The 26,494-nt window shown below is 64.8% G+C and carries 26 protein-coding genes and 1 pseudogene; 15 read left to right on the plus strand and 12 right to left on the minus strand.

Annotated features, from left to right (window positions below; all coding sequences use genetic code 11):
- Positions 1–27 precede the first annotated feature (27 nt).
- The 3 genes from IVB41_RS08325 to IVB41_RS08335 all read left to right on the plus strand — a co-directional run bounded on the left by IVB41_RS08325 (position 28) and on the right by IVB41_RS08335 (position 2,840).
- Entirely contained in the window at positions 28–720 is a 693-nt protein-coding gene (locus IVB41_RS08325) for a glutathione S-transferase family protein (RefSeq protein ID WP_007598553.1), read from the plus strand.
- Entirely contained in the window at positions 669–1,859 is a 1,191-nt protein-coding gene (gene queG / locus IVB41_RS08330) for a tRNA epoxyqueuosine(34) reductase QueG (protein WP_247429331.1), read from the plus strand. Before IVB41_RS08325 ends, queG begins: the two co-directional genes overlap by 52 nt.
- Before the next feature lie 183 nt (positions 1,860–2,042).
- Positions 2,043–2,840, plus strand: a complete 798-nt coding sequence (locus IVB41_RS08335) for an acyl-CoA thioesterase domain-containing protein (protein ID WP_247285078.1) — start codon at positions 2,043–2,045, stop codon at positions 2,838–2,840.
- 17 nt (positions 2,841–2,857) lie between these two features.
- On the opposite strand, the gene IVB41_RS08340 is transcribed toward IVB41_RS08335, so the two are convergent.
- Both IVB41_RS08340 and IVB41_RS08345 read right to left on the minus strand, forming a co-directional pair.
- Positions 2,858–3,325: a nuclear transport factor 2 family protein gene (locus IVB41_RS08340; protein WP_247429334.1), complete on the minus strand. Its 468-nt coding sequence runs from the start codon at positions 3,323–3,325 to the stop codon at positions 2,858–2,860.
- 135 nt (positions 3,326–3,460) lie between these two features.
- Positions 3,461–4,297 carry a carboxylesterase gene (locus IVB41_RS08345; RefSeq protein ID WP_247429336.1) on the minus strand — a complete coding sequence of 279 codons (837 nt, stop codon included), beginning with the start codon at positions 4,295–4,297 and terminating at the stop codon, positions 3,461–3,463.
- 249 nt (positions 4,298–4,546) lie between these two features.
- On the opposite strand from IVB41_RS08345, the gene infC reads away from it, so the two are divergent.
- Positions 4,547–5,086 carry a translation initiation factor IF-3 gene (gene infC / locus IVB41_RS08350; protein ID WP_155809540.1) on the plus strand — a complete coding sequence of 180 codons (540 nt, stop codon included), beginning with the start codon at positions 4,547–4,549 and terminating at the stop codon, positions 5,084–5,086.
- A gap of 155 nt (positions 5,087–5,241) precedes the next feature.
- Here infC and IVB41_RS08355 read toward each other — a convergent pair whose 3' ends face one another.
- Positions 5,242–5,646, minus strand: coding sequence for a hypothetical protein (locus IVB41_RS08355; RefSeq protein WP_247429338.1), 405 nt, complete (start codon positions 5,644–5,646; stop codon positions 5,242–5,244).
- Positions 5,647–5,916: 270 nt separating this feature from the next.
- Here IVB41_RS08355 and rpmI point away from each other — a divergent pair, with 270 nt between their 5' ends.
- Both rpmI and rplT read left to right on the plus strand, forming a co-directional pair.
- Positions 5,917–6,117 (plus strand): 50S ribosomal protein L35, encoded by a 201-nt coding sequence (rpmI, locus tag IVB41_RS08360; protein WP_007598540.1) that lies wholly within the window; start codon positions 5,917–5,919, stop codon positions 6,115–6,117.
- Between the two features lie 81 nt (positions 6,118–6,198).
- A complete protein-coding gene (gene rplT / locus IVB41_RS08365) occupies positions 6,199–6,558 on the plus strand; it encodes a 50S ribosomal protein L20 (RefSeq protein WP_007598538.1) in 360 nt (119 codons plus the stop codon).
- Positions 6,559–6,569: 11 nt separating this feature from the next.
- Here the strand turns inward: rplT and IVB41_RS08370 are convergent, their stop codons facing one another.
- Positions 6,570–6,980 carry a hypothetical protein gene (locus IVB41_RS08370; RefSeq protein ID WP_247405098.1) on the minus strand — a complete coding sequence of 137 codons (411 nt, stop codon included), beginning with the start codon at positions 6,978–6,980 and terminating at the stop codon, positions 6,570–6,572.
- Between the two features lie 150 nt (positions 6,981–7,130).
- Between IVB41_RS08370 and pheS the strand changes: the two genes are divergently transcribed.
- From pheS to IVB41_RS08385, 3 genes are read left to right on the plus strand one after another with little or no spacing between them, the layout of a single operon-like run.
- Positions 7,131–8,213, plus strand: a complete 1,083-nt coding sequence (gene pheS / locus IVB41_RS08375) for a phenylalanine--tRNA ligase subunit alpha (protein WP_106944075.1) — start codon at positions 7,131–7,133, stop codon at positions 8,211–8,213.
- Complete coding sequence (gene pheT / locus IVB41_RS08380) at positions 8,210–10,618, plus strand: phenylalanine--tRNA ligase subunit beta (RefSeq protein ID WP_247429341.1); 2,409 nt, start codon at positions 8,210–8,212, stop codon at positions 10,616–10,618. The genes pheS and pheT overlap by 4 nt, the downstream gene beginning before the upstream one ends.
- Before the next feature lie 22 nt (positions 10,619–10,640).
- The gene (locus tag IVB41_RS08385) at positions 10,641–11,411 is read left to right on the plus strand and encodes a sulfite exporter TauE/SafE family protein (RefSeq protein WP_247285073.1); all 771 of its coding nucleotides are present in this window, start codon (positions 10,641–10,643) and stop codon (positions 11,409–11,411) included.
- A gap of 123 nt (positions 11,412–11,534) precedes the next feature.
- On the opposite strand, the gene IVB41_RS08390 is transcribed toward IVB41_RS08385, so the two are convergent.
- Positions 11,535–12,926, minus strand: a complete 1,392-nt coding sequence (locus IVB41_RS08390; RefSeq protein ID WP_247429344.1) for an FAD-dependent oxidoreductase — start codon at positions 12,924–12,926, stop codon at positions 11,535–11,537.
- 192 nt (positions 12,927–13,118) lie between these two features.
- On the opposite strand from IVB41_RS08390, the gene IVB41_RS08395 reads away from it, so the two are divergent.
- Positions 13,119–14,087, plus strand: coding sequence for a YiiX/YebB-like N1pC/P60 family cysteine hydrolase (locus tag IVB41_RS08395; RefSeq protein ID WP_247429347.1), 969 nt, complete (start codon positions 13,119–13,121; stop codon positions 14,085–14,087).
- A 106-nt stretch (positions 14,088–14,193) separates the two neighbouring features.
- Here IVB41_RS08395 and IVB41_RS08400 read toward each other — a convergent pair whose 3' ends face one another.
- Complete coding sequence (locus IVB41_RS08400; RefSeq protein ID WP_007598521.1) at positions 14,194–14,469, minus strand: metal-sensitive transcriptional regulator; 276 nt, start codon at positions 14,467–14,469, stop codon at positions 14,194–14,196.
- Between the two features lie 50 nt (positions 14,470–14,519).
- Between IVB41_RS08400 and IVB41_RS08405 the strand changes: the two genes are divergently transcribed.
- Positions 14,520–16,955: a heavy metal translocating P-type ATPase gene (locus tag IVB41_RS08405; protein WP_247429350.1), complete on the plus strand. Its 2,436-nt coding sequence runs from the start codon at positions 14,520–14,522 to the stop codon at positions 16,953–16,955.
- A gap of 50 nt (positions 16,956–17,005) precedes the next feature.
- A pseudogene (nikR, locus tag IVB41_RS08410) lies at positions 17,006–17,449 on the plus strand (nickel-responsive transcriptional regulator NikR); the annotation flags it as partial.
- A gap of 195 nt (positions 17,450–17,644) precedes the next feature.
- Here the strand turns inward: nikR and IVB41_RS08415 are convergent.
- Both IVB41_RS08415 and IVB41_RS08420 read right to left on the minus strand, forming a co-directional pair.
- On the minus strand, positions 17,645–18,589 hold the full coding sequence (locus IVB41_RS08415; protein WP_247429353.1) for a hydroxymethylglutaryl-CoA lyase: 945 nt from the start codon (positions 18,587–18,589) through the stop codon (positions 17,645–17,647).
- On the minus strand, positions 18,586–19,779 hold the full coding sequence (locus tag IVB41_RS08420; protein WP_247429354.1) for a CoA transferase: 1,194 nt from the start codon (positions 19,777–19,779) through the stop codon (positions 18,586–18,588). The genes IVB41_RS08415 and IVB41_RS08420 overlap by 4 nt, the downstream gene beginning before the upstream one ends.
- Positions 19,780–19,971: 192 nt before the next feature.
- Here IVB41_RS08420 and IVB41_RS08425 point away from each other — a divergent pair, with 192 nt between their 5' ends.
- A complete protein-coding gene (locus tag IVB41_RS08425) occupies positions 19,972–20,712 on the plus strand; it encodes a sulfate transporter family protein (RefSeq protein WP_247429357.1) in 741 nt (246 codons plus the stop codon).
- Between the two features lie 6 nt (positions 20,713–20,718).
- On the opposite strand, the gene IVB41_RS08430 is transcribed toward IVB41_RS08425, so the two are convergent.
- From IVB41_RS08430 to nth, 3 genes are read right to left on the minus strand one after another with little or no spacing between them, the layout of a single operon-like run.
- Positions 20,719–22,347, minus strand: coding sequence for an MFS transporter (locus IVB41_RS08430; protein WP_247429363.1), 1,629 nt, complete (start codon positions 22,345–22,347; stop codon positions 20,719–20,721).
- Positions 22,334–23,470: an HlyD family secretion protein gene (locus IVB41_RS08435; protein ID WP_027566206.1), complete on the minus strand. Its 1,137-nt coding sequence runs from the start codon at positions 23,468–23,470 to the stop codon at positions 22,334–22,336. Before IVB41_RS08435 ends, IVB41_RS08430 begins: the two co-directional genes overlap by 14 nt.
- 32 nt (positions 23,471–23,502) lie before the next feature.
- Positions 23,503–24,255 carry an endonuclease III gene (nth, locus tag IVB41_RS08440; protein ID WP_247357383.1) on the minus strand — a complete coding sequence of 251 codons (753 nt, stop codon included), beginning with the start codon at positions 24,253–24,255 and terminating at the stop codon, positions 23,503–23,505.
- Positions 24,256–24,277: 22 nt separating this feature from the next.
- Here nth and IVB41_RS08445 point away from each other — a divergent pair, with 22 nt between their 5' ends.
- Complete coding sequence (locus IVB41_RS08445; RefSeq protein WP_247429366.1) at positions 24,278–24,811, plus strand: DUF2244 domain-containing protein; 534 nt, start codon at positions 24,278–24,280, stop codon at positions 24,809–24,811.
- Between the two features lie 56 nt (positions 24,812–24,867).
- Complete coding sequence (locus tag IVB41_RS08450) at positions 24,868–25,764, plus strand: bifunctional helix-turn-helix domain-containing protein/methylated-DNA--[protein]-cysteine S-methyltransferase (RefSeq protein ID WP_027566209.1); 897 nt, start codon at positions 24,868–24,870, stop codon at positions 25,762–25,764.
- Between the two features lie 93 nt (positions 25,765–25,857).
- Here IVB41_RS08450 and IVB41_RS08455 read toward each other — a convergent pair whose 3' ends face one another.
- Complete coding sequence (locus IVB41_RS08455; RefSeq protein WP_247429369.1) at positions 25,858–26,481, minus strand: 2,3-bisphosphoglycerate-dependent phosphoglycerate mutase; 624 nt, start codon at positions 26,479–26,481, stop codon at positions 25,858–25,860.
- Between the last annotated feature and the right edge of the window lie 13 nt (positions 26,482–26,494).

A 26,494-nucleotide genomic window follows, 5' to 3' on the forward strand; every position in this document is an offset into this window, starting at 1 on the left:
AAGCACCATCACATAGTCAAAGGCTTCATGTTTACGCTGTTTCATCATCCGTTCTGCCCGCATTCGCGGTTCATCCGCCTGATCGCGGGAGAATACGGGCTTGAGCTGAAGCTGATCGAAGAGCGCAGCTGGGAGCGGCGTGAGGCATTTCTGCTGCTCAATGCGGCGGGCACGACGCCCGTTCTGGTGGACGACGAGCAGCCGCCGATCCCGGGCGCGGCGATCGTCGCCGAATATGTCGACGAGGCCTATGGCTCCGAGATGGGACTGAAGCGCCTGATGCCGGACACGATCGGCGAGCGCGTCGAGGTCCGCCGGCTGATGGCCTGGTTCAACGAAAAGTTCTTCGAGGAAGTCTCCCACCCGCTCGTCACGGAGCGCATCTACAAGCGCTTCATGAGCGAGGACAACGGTGGCGGCCCGCCCTCGGCCGACGTGATGCGCGCCGCCAAGGCCAACGTGCGCTATCATCTGGCTTATATCGGCTGGCTGGCGCAGACGCGTAATTTCCTCGCCGGCGACCGGCTCAGCTACGCGGATCTCGCCGCCGCGGCGCACCTCTCGGCGATCGACTATCTGGGCGACGTGCCATGGAGCGAGGACGACGCGGCAAAGGCCTGGTACGCGCGGGTGAAATCCCGCCCGTCGTTCCGTCCGCTCTTGAGCGAATGGCTGGCCGGCGTGCCGGCGTCGCGGACCTACGTGGACCTCGACTTCTGAACTCCGATCCGACCGAACTGAAGACGGCGCTGGCAAACGAGGCCCGCGCGCTCGGCTTCGACTGCATCGGCATCACAGAGCCCGGCACGATCGAGAGCGCCGGAAAACATTTTCTCGAATTCATCGCATCCGGCGGCCATGGCGACATGGACTGGCTCGCCGCGCAGCCGGAGCGCCGGGTCGATCCGCGCGGGCTGTGGCAGGACGTGCGTAGCGTCATCATGCTGGGCGTCAATTACGGCCCCGATCAGGATCCGCTCGCGATCCTGCAACAGCGCACGCGCGCGGCGATCTCGGTCTATGCGCAAGGCGACGACTATCACGACCTCATCAAGAAGCGCCTGAAGGCACTGGCGCGATGGCTGGTCGCGACCGCAACTCGTGAGGTGACGCCTTGCGAAGTGAAAGTGTTCGTCGACACCGCGGCCGTGATGGAGAAACCGCTGGCGCAAGCCGCGCATCTGGGCTGGCAGGGCAAGCATACCAATCTGGTCTCGCGCGAATTCGGCTCGTGGCTGTTTCTCGGCGCGATCTACACCACGCTGGAGCTGCCGCGCGACGACGCCGAGATCGATCATTGCGGCTCGTGCCGGGCGTGCCTCGACATCTGCCCGACCGCGGCCTTCCCCGCACCCTACAAGCTCGATGCGCGGCGCTGCATCTCCTATCTCACCATCGAGAACAAGGGACCGATCCCGCGCGAATTTCGCAAAAGCATCGGCAACCGCATCTATGGCTGCGACGATTGCCTCGCCGCCTGTCCCTGGAACAAGTTCGCGCAGGAGGGCCGTGAGGCCAAGCTCGCCGCACGTGACGCTTTGCGCGCGCCAGGTCTCGCCGAGCTCGCGCGGCTCGACGACGCGTCGTTCCGTGCGCTGTTCACGAAGTCTCCGGTGAAGCGCATCGGCCGCGACCGCTTTTTGCGCAACGTGCTGATCGCGATCGGCAACTCCGGCGATGCGGCACTGGCGGACGAGGCGCGGCGGTTGCTGGAGGATGAGAGCGCGCTGGTGCGCGGGGCTGCGGTGTGGGCGCTGGGGCAGCTGGTGCCGCGAGACGAGTTCGAGGCGATGAGGACGAATGCGATTGCTGGCGAGAGCGACGAAAGCGTGCGTGAGGAGTGGCGCACCGCCCCCTAATCCTCCGCTGTCATGCTCCGCGAAAGCGGGCATCCAGTACGCCGCGGCCCATCGATTCAATCACTGCCAGCTCGGAGTACTGGATCGCCCGGTCAAGCCGGGCGATGACACCTGTTGTTGTGGCGAGCAGGCACGCTCTCGCCACCCTTGATTTCCCCACACGTTCCTTCAAGCTCGCGCATCATGACAAACATGCCTTTCTTCACCCGCGACGGCGACACTTTCCACCCGACGGAAGTCGCCAACGGCCCGTGGGATCCGAAATCGCTGCACGGACGCGTCATCGTCGGCCTTCTCGGCTTCGCCATCGAGGAGCGCCATTCCGGCCCCGAATTCGTGCCGGCGCGGCTGACCGTGGATATGTTTCGGCTGCCGACCATCGACAAGCCGATCGAGGTGACGACACGGCTGGTGCGCGACGGGATGCGCATCCGCGTCGTGGAAGCGGAGTTCTTTTCCGGCGGCGTCGGCATGGCGCGCGCCTCGTGCCAGCTGTTGCGTCGAACGCAGAATCCGGACGGCAATGTCTGGTCGCCGCCGAACTGGGACGCGCCAAAGCCGGCCGACATTCCCAAGCCCACCGATCCCAGGCTCGGCATGAACGGCAAATGGACCACGCGACCGATTGTCGGCCAGATGGGCTCGCTCGGGCCGAGAAAACTCTGGATGAGCGAGGTGCGCGAGCTGGTCGCGGGCGTGCCGATGACGCCGTTCGTCCATGTCGCCACCGGCGCCGACTTCGCCAGTCCGTTCGCGAACGCCGGCGACAAGGGGCTCGGCTACATCAACAGCGACGTTACGATCTATCTGCACCGCCTGCCGGTGACGAGCTGGATCGGCTTCGAGGTGGTGAACCACCAGGCCACCGACGGTGTCGCGATCGGCGAATGCTGGCTCTACGACGAAGCGGGCCCGATCGGCACCGCCACGGTCGCCGCGCTGGCGCAGCGCAAGCCGATGGTAAATCCGTCGAAACGGTAGGTGCGCAAGAACGACGGCTAGGCGAGATGCCGCTTCATCTCAGGCCGCGCCTTGAGCTCCGCGCCTTGCCTGGCGACGATCTTCGCAATCCGTTCCGGCGCAAACTTCAGATCGACAAACGCCGGCGCCGTGTTGGCGACCTCGTGATAGCTGACGATCCTGCCGTCGCGAAGCGTCATGATCGCCACGCCCTCGAACATCGCCCGCGCGCCATTCGTCTCCGGCAAGGTGGAGCGATAGCTGAACGTGTAGCGCGTATAGAGCGTGGTGCCGTTTGACACCGGGTCGTGCATGTCCCAGCGGAAGTCGGTCGCCGTGCGATAGAACCAGTCGTCGATCATCGCGGCGATCTTCTCGCGGCCGGCGAAGGCGCCGTAGAACACGTCGTGATAGACGCCGTCCTCGGTGAACAGGTTGGCGAAGGCTTTTCCATTGCGCTGTTCGACGGCGTCGCAGAAGGCGCGCAGCATGGCGGTGGTGGTCATCGGCGATTCTCCCTCTTCTTGTCATGCCCCGCGAAGGCGGGGCATCCAGTACGCCGAGGCTTCTCGCTTCAATCACTACGGTCTCTGGAACTGGATCGTCCGCCTTCGCGGACGATGACACTGAGCAAAATACCTTCACCCGATCTCGGCCACGGCGGCAAGAATGCGGGCGATGTCCTGCGGGCGCGAGAGGCGGTGATCGCCGTCCTGGATCATGGTCAGCACGACGTCGTCGGCCGGCAGGCGATGGGTCAGCGCGAACGCGTGCTGCCAGGGCACGTCAGGATCCTGCGCACCTTGCAGGATGCGGACGGGACAGCCGAGATCGATGGCGCTGCCGAGCACGAGATGGTTGCGCCCCTCCTCGATCAGATTTCGCGTGATCGGATAGGGCGAGCCGTCGCCATAGTCCGACGGTCTCAGCCAGACGCCTTTGGTCTCGATCTCTTTCTTCACCGCGGCCGGAAAATTCTTCCACATCAGCTCCTCGGTGAAGTCGGGCGCCGGCGCGATCAGCACCAGGCCCGCCAGCGAGGCTTTGGCTTGCTGTTTCTCTTGCCGCTTTTTGATTTCGCGCGCGAGCAGGAGAGCCATCCAGCCGCCCATCGACGAGCCGATCAGGACTTGCGGGCCGGCGCAGAACCGCTCGAACACCGCGACGCTTTCCTCGAGCCAGCGCCCGATGGTTCCGTCGGCGAAATCGCCGCCGGATTCGCCGTGGCCGGAATAATCGAAACGGACCACGGCGCGGCCGTGGTCCCGGGCCCAGTCGTCCAGCGCCACGGCCTTGCTGCCCCGCATGTCCGATTTGAACCCGCCGAGCCAGACCAGTCCCGGTCCTTGACCAGGTTCTGGACCAGATTCTTGACCAGATTTTTGGGCCGCGCGGCGGCGCACCGCGATCCGGCGTGCGGAGGGGCCTTCGCCCACATCGATGAAGTCGAGCACGGCATCGGGAATTGGGTGATTCATGGAACGTTTACTCTGGCTGTGCGGTTTGAGCTGTCCGGACGTGCTCCGCAGCGCAGCTGGACGTCGTCATTGGCCCTTTGGGACGCTTGCGGAACAGAAGCAAGGTGTCTATGTCCCTCTGCGTGCCCCGCCGTGGCCAAAATGCCTCGCATTTGAGGCTTTTTCGACCGCCGCACGAGCGATTGCTTGCCGGCAACCGTATCTTCCTGCAAAATAGCCGCCTCTTTTCATAACTTTGGAGAACCACCCATTCGCCGTCCAAATAAAGCCCCGCCCACTGCCGCCAAAGACGGGCCGCGCATCAATGACGATATTCGCAATGCGCAGATCCAGCTGATCGATCAGACCGGTGACAACAAGGGCACCATCGAGACCGTCGCGGCTATCCGCTTGGCCCAGGAAGCCGGCATGGATCTGGTCGAGATCTCGCCGAACGTCAGCCCTCCCGTCTGCAAGATCATGGACTACGGGAAGTATAAGTACGCCGCGCAGAAAAAAGCCACTGAAGCCCGCAAGCGGCAGAAGATCGTCGAGATCAAGGAGATCAAGCTCCGCCCGATGATCGACGACCACGATTACGAAGTGAAGATGCGCGCCATGCAGCGGTTCTTCGAAGAAGGCGACAAGGTCAAGATCACCCTGCGCTATCGCGGCCGCGAAATGGCGCACCAGGAGATCGGCACCAAGCTGCTCGACAAGATCAAGACCGACGTCGCCGAGCTCGCCAAGGTGGAGCAGGACGCGCGGTTCGAGGGCCGTCAGGTCGTCATGGTTTTGGCGCCGCGCTGACGCCGGTTCTTTAGGCTGAAGAATTCAACGGCCCGTCCGGATCTCCGGCGGGCCGTTTTGTTCTTTGTCGGATATTCGAGCCGCGAGCACCGCTGCGACCTCTCCGGCTTGCGGGAGAGGGAGCGCACCTCCATCGCGGAGATGGCTCGCTCGAATTACGTCCTTGTCGCCTGCCAGATGCCGCTGCAGCGGTCGCCGGAGATGATGCCGTGCCAGGAGCCGGTCCCGGCCGCGCCGGCGAGCCGGCCGCCGCCGCTGGCATGGGACGCCCCGACCGAAACCTCGACCGCGACGCCACCGCTGCGATTGACCTTGCCGGAGACCCGGCCACCGCCGGCGGACGACACCCGACTGCCGGCGACGGTGAAGGGAACGCTGTAGCCGGAGCTGCAATTGCCACGGGTGGTGGCGAAGGTGACGTTCCAGACGCCGTCATAGCCGCGGATGCGAGCATCGGCAGTCGACGGAAACGCAGCAATGGCGAGCACGGCCAACAGCGCCAGGCGGCGCGGACGAGCGACATCCGTCAAAGACGGAAGCGATTGGGAAAAATAGGGCATTTTAATCCTGCTCCGGGCGACACGGCTCGGACATGAGGTTAGCAATTCCGGATAGTCGGCGGCTAGGTTCCACCGGTTCATCGTTGCCAATTCGCCCGTCCTCTGTCATAAGCCCAGCCTTCATTGCCCGGCTGATTAAGGGCTGCCGTGGCGGTGTCCGTGCGGGTTTCGCGCTTGTTCGTAAAACCTGAGCACAATCAACGCTCTAACGAGCATTTTGACGGCCAGCCGCCTTCGCGGGCGGATTTCTATGGCCATTAGGAGAGCCAAATGCCCAAGCTGAAGACCAAATCGGGCGCTAAAAAGCGCTTCAAGGTGACTGCCACCGGCAAAGTGATGTTCGCTCATCGCAGCAAGCGTCACGGCATGATCAAGCGGACGAAGAAGCAGATCCGGCAGCTGCGCGGCACCGCCGTGCTGTTCAAGACCGACGGCGACAACGTCAAGAAGTACTTCTTGCCGAACGCCTGATCGCGTCCACGATCATTGCCACCCGCGCCGCAGCTTTCGCGGCGATCCGAACATCAAGTCATCTTTCGAAGGATATTTGTCATGGCTCGCGTCAAACGCGGTGTGACCGCCCACGCCAAGCACAAGAAAGTCTACAAGGCCGCCAAGGGTTTCCGCGGCCGCCGCAAGAACACGATCCGCACCGCCAAGCCGGCGGTCGAGAAGGCTCTCGTGTATGCCTTCCGTGATCGCAAGCGCAAGAAGCGGACGTTCCGCGCGCTCTGGATCCAGCGCATCAACGCTGCCGTGCGTCCGTTCGGCCTGACCTACAGCCGCTTTATCGACGGCATGGCCAAGTCCGGGATCACCGTGGATCGCAAGGTGCTGTCGGATCTCGCGATCAACGAGCCCGCGTCGTTCCAGGCGATCGCCGAGAAGGCCAAGGCCGCTCTGGCGGCCTGAGCACGCCCGCGCTAACGGCCGGCTCCGCCGGCTTTCAGCGCGCGTTGCGAGTAGCGCTGGGCGATCTCCGCCCGGCAGAATGCCGTGAACGACAGATACATGGTGCCGGATTTATTCCGGTACTTCCGGTCGCACACGCGCAGCTCGCGTTGGTAAGCCCGTTTCCGCGCAATGTTGAGGCCGGGCATGAAGTCCGCCTCGCATTTCTTCTCGACGGCGGCGCCGAGCTGGACATCGCCGCTCGCGGTCAATTGGCAATCCTGAAACACCTTCATCGCACTTTCGCAGCCCTTCTGGGCAGCGATGGTGTCGACGACCTCGTCCAGCGTCATGGATTTCTCCATGCAGACCATGGCGCGCGCCGGGGTGCTCGCGACCAAGAGAACGACGGCGAGAGCAGCCAGACCGGATCTTGAGAGCATCGCGAAAGCCTCCTCGTATCCCCCTTGGTGCCAGCCTCCCGCGCGAGGTTCAACCCAGCCGCTCGTCAGCCCGAATGACCGGCTTTTCGCTTGACGTTACGGCCTTCGGGCGGCGACAACCCAGCCGAATTTGGCAGCAGGGATTTGACCGTGTCCGACCTCGCAACGCTCGAAACATCCATCCTCGACCAGATCGCCGCCGCCGGCGACGAGGCCGCCCTCGAAGCGGTACGCGTCGCAGCCCTCGGCAAGAAGGGCTCGATCTCGGCGCTGCTTGCCACGCTCGGAAAAATGTCGCCGGACGAGCGCAAGACCCAGGGCGCTGCGATCAACCAGGCCAAGGACAAGGTCACCGAAGCGCTCGCCGCGCGGCGCGACGTCTTGAAATCGGCGGCGCTCGACGCGCGGCTTGCGTCGGAAACCATCGACGTCACCCTGCCGCTGCGCGATGCGCCGGCCGAGGCCGGCCGCATCCATCCGCTGAGCCAAGTCTGGGACGAGCTTACCACGATCTTTGCCGACATGGGATTCTCGGTCGCCGAAGGCCCGGATATCGAGACCGACGACTACAACTTCACCAAGCTGAATTTTCCGGAAGGCCATCCCGCGCGCGAGATGCACGACACCTTCTTCTTCCATCCGAAGGAGGACGGCTCCCGCATGCTGTTGCGCACCCACACCTCGCCGGTGCAGGTGCGCACCATGCTGAGCCAGAAGCCGCCGATCCGCGTGATCTGCCCGGGCCGCACCTATCGCATCGATTCGGATGCGACCCACACGCCGCAATTCCATCAGGTCGAAGGCCTCGTCATCGACAAGCACTCCCATCTCGGCCACCTCAAATGGATCCTGCACGAGTTCTGCAAGGCGTTTTTCGAGGTCGATCACATCAACATGCGCTTCCGGCCCTCGTTCTTCCCGTTCACCGAGCCGTCGCTGGAAGTCGACATCCAGTGCCGCCGCGACAAGGGCGAGATTCGCTTCGGTGAGGGCGAGGACTGGCTCGAGATTCTCGGCTGCGGCATGGTGCATCCGAACGTGCTGCGCGCCTGCGGCATCGATCCCGACGAGTACCAGGGCTTCGCCTGGGGCATGGGCATCGACCGCATCGCCATGCTGAAATACGGCATCGCCGACCTGCGCCAGCTGTTCGACAGCGACGTCCGCTGGCTGTCCCATTACGGCTTCAAGCCGCTGGAAGTGCCGACGCTCGCGGGAGGGCTGAGCTCGTGAAATTCACCCTCTCCTGGCTGAAGGAACATCTCGACACCGACGAGCCCTTGGACAAGCTCGCCGAGAAGCTCACGATGATCGGACTCGAGGTCGAGAACATCGAGGACAAGGCGAAGGCGCTGAAGCCCTTCACCATCGCGAAGGTGATATCCGCCGAGCAGCATCCGAATGCGGATCGCCTGCGCGTCTGCATGGTCGATACCGGCGACGGTGGCGCGCCGGTGCAGGTCGTCTGCGGCGCGCCGAATGCGCGTGCGGGGCTCGTCAGCGTGTTTTCGCCGCCCGGCACCTACATTCCCGGCAAGGACATCACGCTCGGGGTCGGCACCATCCGCGGCGTCGAGAGCCGCGGCATGCTGTGCTCGGCGGCTGAATTGCAGATTTCCAACGACCATGACGGCATCATGGAATTGCCCGCGGATGCGCCGATCGGCGCTGCTTACGCCGCATGGGCCGGCCTCGGCGATCCCGTGGTCGAGATCAATCTGACGCCGAACCGGCAGGACTGCACCGGCGTGCATGGTATCGCGCGCGATCTTGCCGCCGCCGACATGGGCAAGTTCAAGGACCCCACCATCAAGCCGATCAAGGGCGAATTCCCCTGCCCGGTGAAGGTCACGGTTGAGGACGCCGCGCTGTGCCCGGGCTTTGCACTACGGCTCGTGCGTGGCGTGAAGAACGGACCGTCGCCAGAATGGCTGCAGAAGCGGCTGACCGCGATCGGCCTGCGCCCGATCAACGCGCTGGTCGACATCACCAACTTCATGACCTACGACCGCGCGCGGCCGCTGCACGTGTTCGACGCGAAGAAGGTGAAGGGCAATCTCGTGGTGCGCCGCGCGCGTGACGGCGAGACGCTGCTCGCGCTCGACGGCCGCAGCTACAATCTCGATCCCGCAATCTGCGTGATCGCGGACGAGCACGGCGTCGAATCGCTCGCCGGCATCATGGGCGGCGAGGCCTCGGGCTGCGACGAGACCACCACCGACGTGCTGATCGAATCGGCGCTGTGGAACGAGATCAACATCGCCCAGACCGGCCGCAAGCTCGGCATCAATTCGGACGCGCGTTATCGTTTCGAGCGCGGTGTAGATCCGGCCTTCATGGTGCCGGGGCTGGAGCTCGCGACGAAACTGGTGATGGAGATGTGCGGCGGCACGCCGTCGGAGAACGTCGTTGTCGGCAAGACCTTCGGCGACGACCGCGTGATCGATTTTCCGGTCACCGAGGTTAAGCGGCTCTCGGGCATCGAAGTGCCGATGCCGGAGATGAAGCGCATCCTGACCCATCTCGGCTTCATGATGGCGGGCCCGGGCCCGGTCGTGAAGGTCGCGGTGCCGTCGTGGCGCACCGACGTGCACGGCAAGGCCGACATCGTCGAGGAAGTCGTCCGCATCCACGGCGTCGACAAGGTGCCGATGACGCCGTTCGAGCGCGGCGAGGACGCACGCAAACCCGTGCTGACCCCGCTCCAGCTCCGCACCCGCCGCGCCAGGCGCGCGCTGGCGAGCCGCGGCATCATCGAAGCGGTGACCTGGTCCTTCATCACCAAGTCCGCCGCAAAGCTGTTCGGCGGCGGCCAGCGCGAACTCGAGGTCGCCAACCCGATCGCATCGGATTTGTCCGACATGCGCCCGACCCTGTTGGCGGGCCTGATCGCGGCGGCGCAGGCCAATGCCGATCGCGGCTTTGGCGATGTCGCGCTGTTCGAGGTCGGGCAGGTGTTCAAGGGCGATCGGCCGCAGGATCAATTCATGGCGGCAAGCGGCGCCCGCCGCGGCTTTGCGTCGTCGCAAGGTCTGGGACGGCATTGGTCGGGTTCGGCGCAGGCTGACTTGTTCGACGCCAAGGCCGATGCGCTCGCGGTGCTCGCCGCCGCAGGGGCACCGATGCAGGCGCTTCAGATCGTCGCGGGCGGCCCGTCCTGGCTGCATCCCGGGCGATCCGGTACGATCCAGATCGGGCCGCAGAACGTGCTGGGTTATTTCGGAGAGATGCATCCGCGCGCACTCGAGGCGCTCGGTGCCGGCGGCCCGCTGATGGTATTCGAGGTGATCCTCGACCGCATCCCCGAGGCGAAGAAGAAGCCGACCCGTGCCAAGCCCGTGATCGAGCTGTCGGCATTCCAGCCGGTCTCACGCGATTTCGCCTTCATCGTCGATCGCACCGTGAAGAGCGGCGATATCGTGCGCGCGGCTCAGGGCATCGACAAGAAGCTGATCACCGCCGTGAACGTGTTCGACGTCTACGAAGGCAAGGGCATCGACGATGGCAAAAAGTCGATCGCTATCGCGGTAACGATCCAGCCGCGCGAAAAGACCCTGACCGACCAGGAGATCGAGGCCGTCGCCGCGAAGATCGTGGCGGAGGTGACGAAGAAGACCGGCGGCACTTTGAGAGCATGATCATGCTCGAGAAATCTAGAGGATGAGTCTCACTGACTTTCTTCCAAAGGACGTCAGCCTCACCGTTGCGATGGCGCTCTGCGCCGTCGCTTTCGTTTCAGGCACCGCGCGCGGCTTCTCGGGCTTCGGCTCGGCCCTGATCTTCATGCCGCTGGCGAGCAGCATCGCGGCGCCGCGTCTGGTTGCCGCACTGCTCCTCGTGATCGACTTCGTCGCGGCCGCGCCGCTGCTGCCCGACGCCTGGCGCAAGGCCGACCGCAAGGCCACCGCCGTGATCGTGCTGGGCGCGCTGGTCGGCGTCCCCGTCGGCACCTATTTCCTCAGCGTGCTCGAACCCGTCACGACGAGATGGATCATCTCCTGCTTCGTCGCCGCGCTGCTGCTTCTGTTGCTGTCGGGCTGGCGCTATCGCGGCAAGGACCACGCTTGGCTTTCGGTCGGCATCGGCAGCCTCTCCGGCTTCTGCAGCGGCCTTGCCCAGACCGGCGGCCCGCCGATCGTCGGCTACTGGCTCGGCCGCCCCATCGCCCCGATCGTCGCGCGCGCCAACATCCTGCTGTTTTTCGGCGCGTCGGACTTCTTCTCGATGATCAGTTACGCGACCACCGGCCTGATCAGCCGCGAATCGCTGGTGCTTTCGCTCATCGTCGGTCCGGTCTATGCGATCGGCGTCGCCTTCGGTGCGTCGCTGTTCGGCCGTGCTAGCGAGAAAGTGTTTCGCGCCATTTGCTACGCGCTGATCGCGATAGCCGTGATCGCGGGACTGCCGCTGCTGGATGGGATTTTGCGGTAAACCATCCCTTGTTGTCCTGGCGAAAGCCAGGACCCATTACCCCGGTCAGCTTTTATAACCCCAAATCTTCGCCAAGCCATGGGTCCTGGATCTGCGCTGCGCTTGTCCAGGACGACGACTGAATTAATTGGGCCGCGGCGCTCTGCGCTTCTTCGTCGACTGCGTCGGGACATCGGTCGGCTCATCCTTCAGCGCACCGATTTTGCGCAAGGCTGCGTCCGCGGCCCGCTCGCCGCTTTCCCAGGCGCCGTCGACGGTGCCCCACAGCGTCTCGTGCGTGGCTTCGCCGGCGAGGAACATGTTGCCGATCGGCTCGGCAAGGATTCTTCGCGAGAGCTGACCGCCGGGCGAGGCCGCCGACATCGCACCCATCACGAAGGGCGAGGCGTTCCAGCGCGTCACGCTGGCTTTCTGCACGGCGGCGGCGACCTCGCTGCCGAACAGCTTCGTGATCCATTCCCTGGCGAAGGCCGTCATCGCCTTCTCGCCTTGCTGGGTGAGATCGCGGCCGAACGAGCCACCGACATCGATCGAACATAGCGAGGAACCGCCGATATTGGCGAACATCAGCGCCGTGCGCGTCGAATTGCTCTGCTCGATCAGGATGTCGTCGCGCGACAGGCCGAGCGGATTGCCCGGTAGCTGCAGCACGATGTGATCATAGCTTCCGAGCGTAAGCTTTGACGCGGCATCGAGCGTGCGCTTGGGAATGTCAGGCCCAAACTTGATCGCGCCCGAAATCAGCACATTGGTCGAGACCGTGATGATGGCGGCGCGTGCGGCGATTCTGCCGGCCTGTGTCTCCACGCTGACGTCGCGATTGCTCCAGACGATCCGGCTCGCCGGCGTCGACAGCGCGACCGGCGCCTGCTCACCGAGTTTGGTGATCAGGGTCCCCAGGCCCTGGCGGCAGGCGATCGCGGCGTTGCGATCCTGTGCCCGCGCCTTGTCGATCGCAGACAACTCCTTCAGGTCCTTGCCGGCGAAGCCCGCACCCAGCATGAACTCGGCCGCGCCGGCCCAATCGTCGAGGTCCTTCGGCAGCACCGAGGCGCAGGCGGTATCGAGCTTGCCGCGCGCGGCCTCGTCGATGGCGCGGTTGGCGCGCACCAGCGCCGCCAGGAATTCCTCGGTCTCGCCGGCGCGTGCGTTGCGGCGGCCGATGCGCATCTTCTGGCCTGACGGCGCCGGCAGAACGTCGAGCCCGGCGCTGCGCGCCAGCCGGATCATCGGATTGGTGTCGGGATTGTGCATCCAGCGCGCGCCGCGATCGAACGGCGTGTCGAAGGTGGTCGTATCCGTGATGCAGCGGCCGCCGATCTGCGACGCAGCTTCCACCACCACGACCTTGCGATTGGCCGCCATGATGCGCCGCGCCGCGGCAATTCCGGCCGCGCCCGCACCGATCACGACGATGTCAGCCTCGCGCGGCAGGGTTGCGGCGGTTGCGCGCAGGACCGGCGTCGCGGCAAGGCCCGCCGATGCCGATAGGAAGCTGCGGCGCGTGATTGTCATGGCATGGTTTCCGGAGACTTGCAGCAAACGGGAACAGCTAGCGAACCTTGCCGCATCTGATGTTGCGCGGCAACCATCATGGTGAATCAATCGTGCTTGATGTCACAGAGCGATGAACCGAATTGCAACACGTTCAGACCATGGTAGAGAAGAGAAAAAGACGGCCGGAAAAGGCCGTGGGGGAGTTTTGAAATGGGGACGGTCCTTGATTCAGTCGGCAAGCTGATTGCCGCGTACCTCTCGAAGGAGGTGCCGGGCTATGAGCCGTTCACGCCGAGCGACCCCGAGCATCTGCGCGGCGTCATCGAGCCGGGCGACGTGCTGCTGGTCGAGGGCAACAACCGCATCTCGGGCATCATCAAATATCTGACGCAGTCGACCTGGTCCCACGGCGCACTCTATGTCGGCCCGATCGAGGGCGCGGAAGAGCCCGACGGCGAGCCGCACGTGCTGATCGAGGCCAATATCGGCGAAGGCGTCACCTCCGCGCCGCTGTCGAAATATTTCCCCTATCACACCCGCGTCTGCCGCCCGGTCGGGCTGTCCTATGAGGACCGCACCACGGTCTGCCGCTATGCGATCAACCGCATCGGCTTCGGCTACGACACCAAGAACATCGTCGACCTGATGCGCTTTCTGTTTCCGCTGCCGATCCCGCAGCGCTGGCGGCGCCGCATGATCTCGATCGGCTCGGGCGATCCCACCAAGATCATCTGCTCGGCGCTAATCGCGCAGGCGTTCGACGCCGTGCGCTATCCGATCCTGCCGAAGATCACCAAGGCCGGCAGCCGTGCTGCCCGCCGCGAGATCCTGCACATCCGCGATTCCTCGCTCTACATGCCCCGCGACTTCGACATCTCGCCCTATTTCGAAGTCGTCAAACCCACCATCGTGCACGGCTTCGACTACACCGCCTTGCACTGGGCCGACAAGCAGAAGCCGCTCGAGGAGGTAGCCGGCACCTTCGGTGTGTTTCCAGAAACGTTCAGTGCGCCGCCGCTCGTTCCTGAAGCGATTGACGAAGAGGCGCCGGTTCCGGCTGAAAAAGTGATGCGTGAGGCGGCCGCGGAGATGAGCGTTGCCTTCTCCGAGCATTTTGTGCTGCTGAACGATCTCGCAAAGTACCGCGCGCAGGGACACGCGTTGGAGATGGCGGCTTAGCCGTCCCTCCAACATCGTCATTGCGAGCGCAGCAAAGCAATCCAGACCGTCTCTGCCCGAACAGTCTGGATTGCTTCGTCGCTACGCTCCTCGCAATGACGGCGACCTACCGCTCCGCCCGCCCGATCACCGCCATCAGCTCCGCGATCTTCTCGCGCTGATCGGCCTTGTCGCCGCTCGCGATCGCATGTTCGACGCAATGGGCGACGTGATCTTTCAGAACCTCTTCCTCGACCCGGCGCAGCGCGGCGCGCACCGCCGAGATCTGCGTGACGATGTCGATGCAATAGCGGTCTTCCTCGACCATTTTCGAGAGGCCGCGAACCTGCCCCTCGATCCGGCCGAGCCGTTTTCCGACGGATGCCTTGATGTCCTTGCGCATGCGGACTATGTACCCCCCCAGGGTATAACTTGCAAGGCCGGAGCGTGGCAATGAACGACGCCGAACACGAACACCATCACAAGCCGGAAACACATTCCGGATGCGGCTGTTCCAGTAAAGTTGCCCCGGTCGACAAGCCCGCCGCTGCCTCCTGCTGCGGCGCGCACGGCGATCACGCGCATGACCACGGCGCCGCGGCGAAAGTCCGCGATCCCGTCTGCGGCATGACCGTCGATCCTGCGACGTCCAAGCACCGCTTCGACCATGACGGCGAGACCTTCCATTTCTGCTCGGCCGGCTGCCGCGCCAAATTCGCCGCTGACCCCGCAAAATATCTCGCCCAGGAGAAGACACCCGAGCCCGAGATGCCGGCGGGCACGATCTACACCTGCCCGATGCATCCGCAGATCCGCCAGGCCGGGCCCGGAAGCTGTCCGATCTGCGGCATGGCGCTGGAGCCGGAAGTGGCGAGCCTGGAGACCGGCCCCAATCCCGAGCTTGCCGACATGACGCGGCGGTTCTGGATCGGCGGCGCGCTGGCTTTGCCGGCAGTGGTGCTGGAGATGGGCGGCCATCTCGCGGGCCCGCACAACTGGATCGATGCGACGCTGTCGAACTGGATCCAGCTCGTCTTCGCCACGCCCGTGGTGCTGTGGGCCGGCTGGCCGTTCTTCGTCCGCGGCTGGCAGTCGCTGCTGACGCGCAACCTCAACATGTTCACGCTGATCGCGATGGGCACGGGCGTTGCCTATGTCTACAGCCTGATCGGCACCATCGCGCCGCAGATTTTTCCGGCCACCTTCCGCGGCCATGAAGGCGCGGTCGCGGTTTATTTTGAGGCCGCGGCGGTCATCACCGTGCTGGTGCTGCTCGGGCAGGTGCTGGAGCTGCGCGCACGCGACGCGACCTCGGGTGCGATCAAGGCGCTGCTGCAGCTCGCCCCGAAGACCGCGCGCCGCGTCGATGCTGACGGCAGCGAGCACGAGGTCGAGATCGACGCACTTCATGCCGGTGACCGCCTGCGCGTGCGTCCGGGCGAGAAAGTGCCGGTCGACGGCGTCATTCTGGAAGGCCGTTCCTCGCTCGACGAGTCGCTCGTCACAGGCGAATCCATGCCGGTTACCAAGGAGACCGGCGCGAAGGTGATCGCCGGCACGCTCAACCAGTCCGGCAGCTTCATCATGCGCGCCGACAAGGTAGGCCGTGAGACGCTGCTGTCGCAGATCGTGCAGATGGTCGCGGACGCGCAGCGCTCGCGCGCGCCGATCCAGCGTCTCGCCGACCAGGTCGCGGGCTGGTTCGTGCCGATGGTGATTGCGGTCGCGGTCGTTGCCTTTGCGGCCTGGGCCTGGTTCGGGCCGGAGCCGCGGCTGGCCTTCGGCCTCGTCGCCGCCGTCAGCGTGCTGATCATCGCCTGCCCCTGCGCGCTTGGCCTGGCGACCCCGATGTCGATCATGGTCGGCGTCGGCCGCGGCGCGCAAGCAGGCGTCCTGATCAAGAACGCCGAGGCGCTGGAGCGGATGGAGAAAATCGACACGCTGGTGGTCGACAAGACCGGCACGCTGACCGAGGGAAAGCCGAAGGTGGTCGCGATCGTGCCGGCGGCCGGCTTTGCGGAAGACGACATCCTCCGCATGGCCGCCAGCGTCGAGCGCGCCAGCGAGCATCCTCTGGCCGACGCGATCATGCGCGCGGCGAAGGAGAAGCAGCTCGCGCTGGGCCAGGTCGAGCAATTCGATTCGCCGACCGGCAAGGGCGCGACCGGCAAAGTCGATGGCAAAACCATCGTGCTCGGCAATGCCAGATATCTGACGTCGATCGGCATCGACACCAAAGCGCTCGATGGCGAGGCCGAACGGCTGCGCGGCGATGGCGCGACCGTAATCAACATGGCGGTCGACGGCCGGCTTGCCGGCCTGTTCGCGATCGCCGATCCGGTCAAGGCTTCCACGCCGGAGGCGCTGAAGGCACTGGCGGCCGAGGGCATCAAGGTCATCATGCTGACCGGCGACAACCGCACCACGGCGGAAGCCGTGGCGCGCAGGCTCGGCATCGCCGATGTCGAGGCCGAGGTGCTGCCGGACCAGAAGAGCGCGGTGGTGACGAAGCTGCAGAAGGCCGGCCGCAGCGTCGCGATGGCCGGTGACGGCGTCAACGACGCGCCGGCGCTGGCCGCTGCCGAAGTCGGCATCGCCATGGGCACCGGCACTGATGTGGCGATGGAGAGCGCCGGCGTCACGCTGCTGAAGGGCGATCTCACCGGCATCGTGCGGGCGCGAAAACTGTCGCAGGCGACGATGAGCAACATCCGGCAAAACCTGTTCTTCGCCTTCATCTACAACGCCGCAGGCATTCCGATCGCGGCCGGCATCCTCTATCCAACTTTCGGCGTGCTGCTGTCGCCGATCATCGCCGCGGCCGCGATGGCGCTGTCCTCGGTCAGCGTGGTCGGGAACGCGCTGCGGCTGCGGGCAACGCGGCTGTGAGCGTCGCGGAATCCGTGTAAAACGGCATCGAGCGCGGGGGGAGCATCTTGATGCAGCGAATTACGATCACGATCGAAGACGATCTGCTGGCGGAGATCGACGCTGCGGCGGAAGCGCGCGGCTACCAGAACCGCTCCGAGATCATCCGCGATCTCGCGCGCGCCGGCTTGCAACAGAGCAGCGAGGACACCGCACAGGCCGGGCCCTGCGTCGCCGGTCTCGTCTATGTCTACGACCACGCCGCCCGCGATCTCTCAAAACGCCTGGTGCAGGAATTCCATGGTCACCACGACCTCGCGCTGGCGACGCTGCACGTCCATCTCGACGACACCAATTGCATGGAGATGACGGCACTGCGCGGCGACGCCTCCGAGGTCAGACATTTCGCCGACCACATCATCGCCGAACGCGGCGTGCGTTATGGCCGTGTGGTGATGATTCCGACGGGGGACGGTAAGCAGGCGAAGGCGCGGAAGCAGGCGCACCGGCATGAGGAGATTTGCCGAATAGACGGTGCGTTCCCCTCTCCCCTTGTGGGAGAGGGTGGCTCGCCACGAAGCGGCGAGACGGGTGAGGGGTATGTCTCCGCGACTACTCCTCTTCGAGCTCGCGGAGAGAAACCCCTCATCCGGCGCTTCGCGCCACCTTCTCCCACAAGGAGAGAAGGGAAGAGCATTCCGCTTGCGGATTTAAGCTGCCTTCGCATTCCCACCCGGCAACCCGGCCCGCGCGATGCCGCCATACAGCGTTTCGTTCGGCATCTCCTCGCGCAGGATCCTGCGCACCGCGATCAACTTCTCCAAGTCGATGCCGGTCGGAAAACCCTTGCTCTCGCACAGGAAGACGAGATCCTCGAACACGACATTGCCGGTCGCACCGGGCGCGAAGGGGCAACCGCCGAGGCCGCCGAGCGAGCCGTCGAGGATACGCGCGCCTTCGTCGAGCGCGGCGGCCGCGTTCGCGATGCCCATGCCGCGGGTGTCGTGGAGATGGATGCAGATCGGCTTTGACCCTGCAAGCTTCACGGCGGCGCGCGTCAGCTCCGCCACCTGCTTCGGCCCGGCATAACCGACGGTGTCGGCGATGCCGACGAAATCGACACCAGCCTCCAGGCATTTGTCGACCAGCCGCAGCACCTCCGCAGGGTCAACCGCCCCGGTGATCGAGCAGCCCAGCGCCATCGAGATCGCTGCGTTGACCAGCGGCTTGTGGCTGGTGGCATCGCGCAGCTCGCACAGGCGTTTCAGATTGGCGATGGCGGACTCGCGCGAGCGGTGCGCATTGGCCTGGCTGTGCTCTTCCGTTGCCGAGACCACCGAGGCGATCTCGCCGACGCCGGATTCCAGCGCCTCGTTGACGCCGCGCTCGTTGAGCGCAAGCGCGATGCCATGCGCGCCGGGCAATGAAGCGACGGTCGCGACGACATTACGAACATCGACGAATTGCGGAAACGTCTTTGCCGGCAGGAACGAGCCGACCTCGAAATGCCGCACGCCGGCGGCATATTCCTCGCGCACCCATCGCTGCTTGGCGTCGGTCGACGGAATTTTCTTCACGAGCTGGAGCCCGTCGCGCAGGCCGACTTCGCGCAGGCTGACGCGCTCTGCGGGGTAAATCTCCTGAATCCGGCTCATCCGCGCCTCCCTGTTGTTTTTGACGTGACGTCTTCGCTTTCGGTGTCGATCTCGGCGCGAACGGCCGCAGTGTCGGCGCCGAGCGGCGCGACCTTCAGGCCTTCGCCGATATGGCTGCCGTTCCATTCGATCGGCAGCGCCGGCACCCGGAACGGCTTGCCGTCGGCGGTGACATTGTTGACGAGCCCACCCGGCCGCAGCACATGCGGGTCGGTGAAGAGATCCTCGGGACGGTTGATCGGCGAGAAGCAGATGTTGAGCGCATCGAGCCTCTGCGACAGTTTTGTCACGTCCCATTGCCTGATGATCCCGGCGGCGCGCGGAATGATCCGCCCGCGCGCCAGGATGCGATCGGTCGTGGTGCGCAAGGCGGGATCATCGAGGAATTCAGTCAGGCCGAACTCGCGGCAAAAGCTCTGCCAATGGCCTTCAGTGACGACGCCGATGAAGATGCGCTCGCCGCCGGCGGTCTCGAAGATGTCGTAGATCGGCCAGGCATGCTCGCGCTCCGGCATCGAGCGCGGCTTGTTGCCGGTCATCTCGTATTCGACCATGTGCTGGGCAACCAGGAACAGGCAGTTCTCGAACAGGCCGATGCGAATGTCGGCGCCATCGCGTTTTCCACCGCGCTTCTGATAGAGCGCCGCGAGGATCGCGATCACGCCGAACATGCCGCCCATGATGTCGTTGGCGGACGAGCCGACGCGCTGCGGCTTTTCGCTGGTGCCGGTCATGGCGGCAAGGCCCGCCATCATCTGCACGACCTCGTCGAGCGCGGGGCGGTGCTCGTAGGGACCCGAGAGAAAACCCTTGTGGCCGGCGATGATCAGATCCGGATGCCGGCGGCGCAGTTCGTCGGCGCCAAGCCCCTGCTTCTCGAGCTGGCCGTCGCGAAAATTCTCAAGGAACACGTCGGCCGTCGCCAGCAGCCGGTGCATGGTGTCGCGATCCTCAGGCTTCTCGAAATCCAGCACCACGCTGCGCTTGCCGCGGTTGAACAACGGGAAGAAGGCGGTGCCCATGCCCCCCAGGCTTCGGGTCTTGTCGCCCGCGGGCGGCTCGACCTTGATCACGTCGGCTCCGAGTTGTGCCAGGATCATGCCGCAGGTCGGGCCCATGACCATGTGGGTCATCTCGACGATGCGGACGCCTGCAAGCGGCAATCCGGCCGCCGATTCTTCCATCGCCATATGCGCCTGTTCCTTTGCCCGGCTGGTTCCGCGTGTTGTCAAGCGGGTTGATGAAGCAACCGTCTTGCCGAATTCATCGTGGCTTCGTTGATGCGAGCGGTCAATCCGGCCATAAGCGGCGCCGCCGATCTCCCTTGCCGAAGTGGCCCGGGGTGTCTACCTCTCGCGGGTGATGTCGTGAGAGGAACTCCCATGCTGGATGCCGCCGTCAAGGCGCTGTCGCAAATGATTTCGCCGCCGATGCGCTCGATCCTGTGGCGGTCGATCGGCGTCGCACTGGTGCTGATCATCGTGCTGGCGATCGGCTTGCAGCGGCTCCTGAGCTGGTTTGCGACCTATGGCGAGGCCTGGCTGGAAGGCCTGCTCGGTCCGGGCTGGCACTCATCGCTCGAGGTGCTGTCCTGGATCATTTCGATCGCCGCGGGCCTCGGCGTCGTGTTCGGGGCTGTGTTCCTGATGCCCGCGATTACCTCGGTGGTGGCGAGCCTGTTCGTGGACGACGTCGCCGACATCGTCGAGCGCGAGCACTATCCGGCCGAGCGGCTGGGCGTCGCGCTGCCGTTCAGCCAGGCGATCTACGAGGGCGTCAAGACCGCGCTGCTGACGATCCTGGTCTATCTGGTCGCGTTGCCGCTGGTGCTTTTCGCCGGCGCCGGTTTCCTGGTCTTCTTCCTCGCCACGGCCTGGCTGCTCGGCCGCGAATATTTCGAGCTCGCGGCGATGCGGTTTCGCTCGCCGGAAGAAGCCAAGGCGATGCGGCGCGACAATGCCGCAACCATCTTCACCGCGGGCCTGTTCATCGCAGCCTTCGTCTCAATCCCGATCGTGAACCTGGCGACGCCGATCTTCGCCATGGCCTTCATGGTCCACATGCACAAGCGGCTCTCAGGCCCGCGGCCAGAGCTGATCGAGCCAGCGCGACAGATGCGGTGACGGCGTCTACGTCAGCGACACTCCGCATTTGCGCAACAGCATCCTGGCGAAGCCGAACGGCGCTGGCGTGAACGGGCCGGGCGGCGCACGGGTGACCAGGGCGACGACGCCGAGCGCGGCCATCGCCACCCAGAAGCACAGCCAGAAGCCGTCGATATAGGCGAGCACATTGGCCTCGCGCTGAACCAAGCCCGCGAGCGTACCGACCGCGCGGGCCTGGGCCGAACCCGCACCATGGGCCGCAAAATGGTCGGCGAGCTGTTTCAGCATGCGGACCACATCGACGTCACCGACGCCGAGATTCTGGCCGAGATAGAAGGAATGGATCTGCTCGCGGACGCGCAGCCACGTCCCCATCAACGCCACGCCAATCTCGGCGCCGCCGAGCCGCATGATCTGGATATAGGCAGCAAACGAGGTGGCACGGCTCGGATCGGAGTTGGACAGCAGCGTGATGATCAGCGGCAGCAAGGTCAGCGACTGCCCGATGGCCTGAAGCAGCACGATGCCGGCGAAATCCTCGCGCGCCCATTCATGGCTGAGCTGCGTGCCCCAGAGATTGGCGGCGGCGAAGCAGGCAAATCCCACGACCACCACCGTCCGCGTATCGAAATGCCGCAGCAGCCAGATCGAAAGCGGCACCAGCACGAACATCGGCAACGCGCCGTAGGTAAGCAGCAGCAAGCCACTCTGCTCCGGCCTGAGCAGGGCGATGGTGGCGAGGAAATTCGGCACCAGCGACGCGTTGGAGAGGCTGGTCAGCGTGTAGAGCAGAATCAGGACCAGCCCCAGGCCGATATTGCGCGAGAACAGCACGTTGATATGCGCCCATGGCTGTCGCACCAGGGCCTCGTTGACGAGGAAGCCCGCGACCAGCACCGCGCCGGCAATGATCAACGCCATCACCGTTCCCGACCCCAACCAGTCCAGCCGGTTGCCCTGGTCGAGCCCGGCGTAGATCATCGAGACGCCGGCGCCGAGCAGCAGCATGCCGCCCCAATCGGCCTCGCGCAGCAAAGCGCGATTCACCGGCTCGTTCGGCGTGCCCCAATAAACCATCAGGCCCATCAGGGGCGCGATCACGACGCTCTGCCAGTACAGCCATTGCCAGCCGAGATGGTCGACATAGAAGCCGACCAGCGAGCTCGAGGTGTCCAGCGCGAAGCCGACGCGGATCGAATAGATCGAGATCGCCGGGAGCCACCAGCGGATCGGCAAATTGCGGAACACGATCATCAGCGTCGCAGGCACGAAGGTGCCCAGCAAGAGGCCATGCACGACGCTGAGCGCGAGCAATGTCGGATAATCGTGCACGAACGGGATGATCAGCGAGACCGCGGCATAGACGAGGCTGGGGATGCCCAGCACGCGGCGCAGACCGAATACTGTGGCAAGCCAGGCCACCGCGGGCGCGATGAAGATCTGCGAGCCGATGCCCGCCGTGGAGAGCCATGCGCCTTCGTCGAACGAAAGCGAGAACGCGCCGCGCAGGTCCGGCAAGCCAATCGTGGTCAGGCGGCTGTCGAAATTGGCGAGGAACGAGCCGAGCAGCACTGCCGCCACCGCAAACAGCGGCTGCGGGGCGACGCCGCCGCGCGAGAGCGGTCCGCGGCTGGAATCGTCATTTTCCGCCATTACCGGCCTTGGTGTCGATGCTGGTGACGACCGACATGCCTGGCACCAGCCGCGCCAGCAGCGGCTGGTTGTCGTCGAACTGGATGCGCACGGGAATGCGCTGCACGACCTTGGTGAAGTTGCCTGTTGCGTTGTCCGGCGGCAGCAGCGCGACCTGCGCGCCGGTTGCGGGCGCAATGCGCTCCACCCGGCCGCGCAGCTTCTCACGCGGGAAACTGTCGACGGTGATCTCGACCGGCTGGCCCGGTGCGACGTGGGTAAGCTGGGTCTCCTTGTAGTTCGCGATCACGTAGACCTTCGGCAACGGCACGACGTTGATAAGGTTGGTGCCGATGTTGACGTAGTCGCCGGGTTGGACCTGCCGCTCGCCGACGACGCCGTCGAACGGCGCCGATATCTTGGTGTAGCCGAGCTTGAGCTTCGCACTTGCCAGTGTTGCCTTGGTCGCTTCGAGATCGGCGGCACGCTGTTTCCTGGTGCCTTGCAGGACTTCGAGCTGGTGCTGCTGGGCCGCGATCACCGCGCGGCTCGCGCGCACGTCGGCCTGCGCCTTGGCGTAGCCTGCGACCGCCTGCTCGAACCGCTGCCGCGTACCGGATTCGGTCTGCGATAGGGACTGCTGACGCTCCTGCTCCTGCCGCGCCTCGACCTCCACGGCTTCGGCCGAGAGCCGCGCGGCTTGCGCCTGCGCGATCGTCGCATATTGCAGCTCGATCTGGTTGGCCAGATTGTCGAGCACGGCTTGCGCGGCGGCGACCGCCGCTTCGGACTGCGCGACTTGCGTCTGATAGTCGGCAGGATCGATCTGGATCAGGAGATCGCCGGCCTTGACGCGCTGGAAGTCGGTGACCCCGACGCTCAGCACTTCGCCGGAGACGCGACTGGCGAGCCGCGTCAGCTCGGCGCGCACATAGGCGTCGTTGGTGGTCTGGACCACCGAATTGCCGACCCATTCGTCGAAGCGCTGCGTTGCCAGCGCGACGAAGCCGAGCGCGACGATCACTGCGAACAGCGGAATCGCGAGCCGGCTCCACAGCGAACTCGCCGGTCGCTGCGTTGGCTTCGGTGGCGGCGCCGGTGTGGCAGCAGGTGGCGACGACGGGATTTGTTCCTGCTGACTCACGATAGACTCCAAACCACTTTTCCGAACGCCAGTCAGACCGTCTTTTCCGGCCACCTACAGAGATCGTTGATCAGGCATACCTCGCAGCGCGGCTTGCGCGCGAGGCAAGTATAGCGGCCATGCAGGATCAGCCAATGATGGGCATGCAGCATGAACTCGGCGGGGATTACCTTTTCGAGACCGAGCTCGACCTCCAGTGGCGTCTTGCCAGGCGCGAGGCCGGTCCGGTTGCCGACGCGGAAGACATGCGTGTCGACCGCCATGGTGTGCTCGCCGAAGGCCATGTTGAGCACGACATTGGCGGTCTTGCGCCCGGCACCCGGCAACGACTCGATGCCGGCGCGCGTACGCGGCACCTCGCCGCCGAACTCGCTGAGCAGCTTCGCCGACAGCCCGATCACGTTCTTCGCCTTGGTGCGGTAGAGGCCGATGGTCTTGATGTACTCGCGCAGGCGTTCCTCGCCGAGGTCGAGCATCTTCTGCGGCGTGTCGGCGATCGCAAACAACGCACGCGTCGCCTTGTTGACCCCAGCATCGGTCGCCTGCGCCGACAGCACCACGGCGACCAGCAGCGTGAACGGATTGACGTGCTCGAGCTCGCCTTTCGGCTCCGGGTTGGCCTTGCGGAAACGGCTGAAGGCCTCGTGGACCTCGGGCGGCGTCCAGGGCTTCAGGGCCTTAAGCGATTTCTTCGCGGGTCCGTTCGGTTTGGCCGCGACCGGCTTTGCCTTTTTCTTCGGCACGGACGTTTTACGCGGGACCGGCTTGCGGGTGATTTTCGCCATGATCGGGATATACTGAGGGACGATGACCACAGGCAACGAAATTGAGCGCGAACGATCCGGAAGCGAGGCCGAACCTCAGATCTTTTCCGCGCGCCTGACGCCGCACCGCTCGCTGAACCGCACCGGCTTCCTCGCCGTGATGCTGTTCCTGAGCGCCGTCAGCTTCGTCACCGGCCTCGTCTTCCTGATGATGGGCGCGTGGCCGGTGTTCGGCTTCTTCGGCCTCGATGTGCTGGTGATCTGGTGGGCCTTCAAAGCCAATTTCCGCGCGGCGCGGGCCAGCGAGGAGATCGTGGTCACACCATCTGAATTGCGCGTGCGGCGCGTCAGCCAGCACGGCCAGGTGGTCGAGTGGACCTTCAACCCGCTCTGGGTCCGTCTCGACATGGAAATCGACGAGGATTTTGGCATCGAGCACCTCTATCTGATCTCGCGAGGTCACCAGATCCAGATCGCCCGCTTCCTGGGACCGGACGAAAAGGCAAGTTTTTACAAAGGTTTGGTTGAGGCGTTAAATGCCGCCCGGCGCGGCCCGACCTACAATCCGGTCACCTGATTTGCGGATCGGAAATCGGGTGGTTTCGCACCCCGCCCTCTCCTACATTTCCAATCATGATGACACTCGCGATACATGACCAGCGCCTGGCCGGGCCGGGCACCCAGAACGCCGCGATGCGCGACTATGATTCCGTGCGCCGGGCGATCGCCTTCATCTCCGAAAACTGGCGCGCACAGCCGACCATCGAGGCGATGGCGGATGCGGCCGGCGTCACGCCGGACGAGCTGCACCATCTGTTCCGCCGCTGGGCCTCGATCACGCCGAAGGCTTTTATGCAGGCGCTCACGCTCGATCACGCCAAGGGCTTGCTCAGGGACTCCGCGAGCATCCTCGACGCCGCGCTTGATTCCGGTCTGTCGGGTCCGGGCCGGCTGCACGATCTCTTCGTCACCCATGAGGCGATGTCGCCGGGCGAATGGAAGAACGGCGGCGCGGGGCTCATCCTGCGCTACGGCTTCCATCACTCGCCGTTCGGCACCGCGATCGTGATCGCGACCGATCGCGGATTGTCGGGACTCGCCTTCGCCGATCCCGGTGAGGAACAGGTGGCGCTCGCCGACATGACGCGGCGATGGCGGAACGCAACTTACGTCGAGGATCACGAAGGCACCGCGCCATTGGCGCAGCGCATCTTCGACACGAAACTGTGGCGGCCGGATCAGCCGCTGCGCGTGGTGATGATCGGCACCGATTTCGAGGTGCGAGTGTGGGAGACGTTGCTGAAGATCCCGATGGGCCGCGCGGTGTCCTATTCGGACATCGCCTGCAACATCAACAGTCCGAAAGCCTCACGCGCCGTCGGCGCTGCCGTCGGCAAGAACCCGGTGTCCTTCGTCGTGCCCTGCCACCGCGCGCTCGGCAAGAGCGGCACGCTCACCGGCTATCACTGGGGCATCACCCGCAAGCAGGCGATGCTGGGCTGGGAGGCCGGGCAGCTGGGGATGCAGTAATAGTTGCTACGCGTAAACTGCCCCACATCGTCGTTTTGGCGAAGGCCAGGACGACGCCCAGTGTTTGGCCGGCTCCGCCGCGCGCGAACGTCTTTAACCCGCCAGATCCAACTTCGAGGCCACCGTCGAATCCGCGTTGAGGCGGTAGATGATCGGCACGCCGGTGGCGAGCTCGCGCTTCAAAATGCCTTCGGGCGAGAGCTTTTCCAGCACCATGATCAGCGCGCGCAGGGAGTTGCCGTGGGCGGCGACCAGCGTGCGCTTGCCGTTGAGCACGCCGGGCAGGATCTCCTGCACGTAATACGGCAGCGCGCGCGCGAGAGTATCCTTCAGGCTTTCGCCGCCGGGCGGCGGCACGTCGTAGGAGCGGCGCCAGATCAACACCTGGTCCTCGCCCCATTTCTTGCGGGCGTCGTCCTTGTTGAGGCCCGAGAGATCGCCATAGTCGCGCTCGTTCAGCGCGAGGTTCTTCGTCGTCGGCAGGCCCTTCTGATCAAGCTCGCCGAGAATGAGATCGAGCGTGTGCTGTGCGCGCGTCAACACCGAGGTGTAGGCAAGGTCGAACACGAGGCCCTGCGCCTTCAGCTTGCGGCCGGCTTCCGAGGCTTCCTTCACGCCGAGTTCGGTGAGGTCAGGATCCTTCCAGCCCGTGAACAGGTTCTTCAGATTCCATTCGCTCTGGCCGTGCCGCACCAGCACGAGAAGACGTTCGCTCATTGACTGCTTTCCG

Origin of the sequence: Bradyrhizobium sp. 44, assembly GCF_023073095.1 — a bacterium.
Taxonomy (GTDB): Bacteria; Pseudomonadota; Alphaproteobacteria; order Rhizobiales; family Xanthobacteraceae; genus Bradyrhizobium.

What these genes read in the sequence shown, in the direction of transcription:
- IVB41_RS08325 (WP_007598553.1), top strand. Translation starts at nt 28, where the DNA reads ATGTTTACGCTGTTTCATCATCCGTTCTGCCCGCATTCGCGGTTCATC.
- queG (WP_247429331.1), top strand. Translation starts at nt 669, where the DNA reads ATGGCTGGCCGGCGTGCCGGCGTCGCGGACCTACGTGGACCTCGACTT.
- IVB41_RS08335 (WP_247285078.1), top strand. Translation starts at nt 2,043, where the DNA reads ATGACAAACATGCCTTTCTTCACCCGCGACGGCGACACTTTCCACCCG.
- IVB41_RS08340 (WP_247429334.1), bottom strand. Translation starts at nt 3,325, where the DNA reads ATGACCACCACCGCCATGCTGCGCGCCTTCTGCGACGCCGTCGAACAG.
- IVB41_RS08345 (WP_247429336.1), bottom strand. Translation starts at nt 4,297, where the DNA reads ATGAATCACCCAATTCCCGATGCCGTGCTCGACTTCATCGATGTGGGC.
- IVB41_RS08355 (WP_247429338.1), bottom strand. Translation starts at nt 5,646, where the DNA reads ATGCCCTATTTTTCCCAATCGCTTCCGTCTTTGACGGATGTCGCTCGT.
- rpmI (WP_007598540.1), top strand. Translation starts at nt 5,917, where the DNA reads ATGCCCAAGCTGAAGACCAAATCGGGCGCTAAAAAGCGCTTCAAGGTG.
- rplT (WP_007598538.1), top strand. Translation starts at nt 6,199, where the DNA reads ATGGCTCGCGTCAAACGCGGTGTGACCGCCCACGCCAAGCACAAGAAA.
- IVB41_RS08370 (WP_247405098.1), bottom strand. Translation starts at nt 6,980, where the DNA reads ATGCTCTCAAGATCCGGTCTGGCTGCTCTCGCCGTCGTTCTCTTGGTC.
- IVB41_RS08385 (WP_247285073.1), top strand. Translation starts at nt 10,641, where the DNA reads ATGAGTCTCACTGACTTTCTTCCAAAGGACGTCAGCCTCACCGTTGCG.
- IVB41_RS08390 (WP_247429344.1), bottom strand. Translation starts at nt 12,926, where the DNA reads ATGACAATCACGCGCCGCAGCTTCCTATCGGCATCGGCGGGCCTTGCC.
- IVB41_RS08395 (WP_247429347.1), top strand. Translation starts at nt 13,119, where the DNA reads ATGGGGACGGTCCTTGATTCAGTCGGCAAGCTGATTGCCGCGTACCTC.
- IVB41_RS08400 (WP_007598521.1), bottom strand. Translation starts at nt 14,469, where the DNA reads ATGCGCAAGGACATCAAGGCATCCGTCGGAAAACGGCTCGGCCGGATC.
- IVB41_RS08405 (WP_247429350.1), top strand. Translation starts at nt 14,520, where the DNA reads ATGAACGACGCCGAACACGAACACCATCACAAGCCGGAAACACATTCC.
- IVB41_RS08415 (WP_247429353.1), bottom strand. Translation starts at nt 18,589, where the DNA reads ATGAGCCGGATTCAGGAGATTTACCCCGCAGAGCGCGTCAGCCTGCGC.
- IVB41_RS08420 (WP_247429354.1), bottom strand. Translation starts at nt 19,779, where the DNA reads ATGGCGATGGAAGAATCGGCGGCCGGATTGCCGCTTGCAGGCGTCCGC.
- IVB41_RS08425 (WP_247429357.1), top strand. Translation starts at nt 19,972, where the DNA reads ATGCTGGATGCCGCCGTCAAGGCGCTGTCGCAAATGATTTCGCCGCCG.
- IVB41_RS08430 (WP_247429363.1), bottom strand. Translation starts at nt 22,347, where the DNA reads ATGGCGGAAAATGACGATTCCAGCCGCGGACCGCTCTCGCGCGGCGGC.
- nth (WP_247357383.1), bottom strand. Translation starts at nt 24,255, where the DNA reads ATGGCGAAAATCACCCGCAAGCCGGTCCCGCGTAAAACGTCCGTGCCG.
- IVB41_RS08445 (WP_247429366.1), top strand. Translation starts at nt 24,278, where the DNA reads ATGACCACAGGCAACGAAATTGAGCGCGAACGATCCGGAAGCGAGGCC.
- IVB41_RS08450 (WP_027566209.1), top strand. Translation starts at nt 24,868, where the DNA reads ATGATGACACTCGCGATACATGACCAGCGCCTGGCCGGGCCGGGCACC.
- IVB41_RS08455 (WP_247429369.1), bottom strand. Translation starts at nt 26,481, where the DNA reads ATGAGCGAACGTCTTCTCGTGCTGGTGCGGCACGGCCAGAGCGAATGG.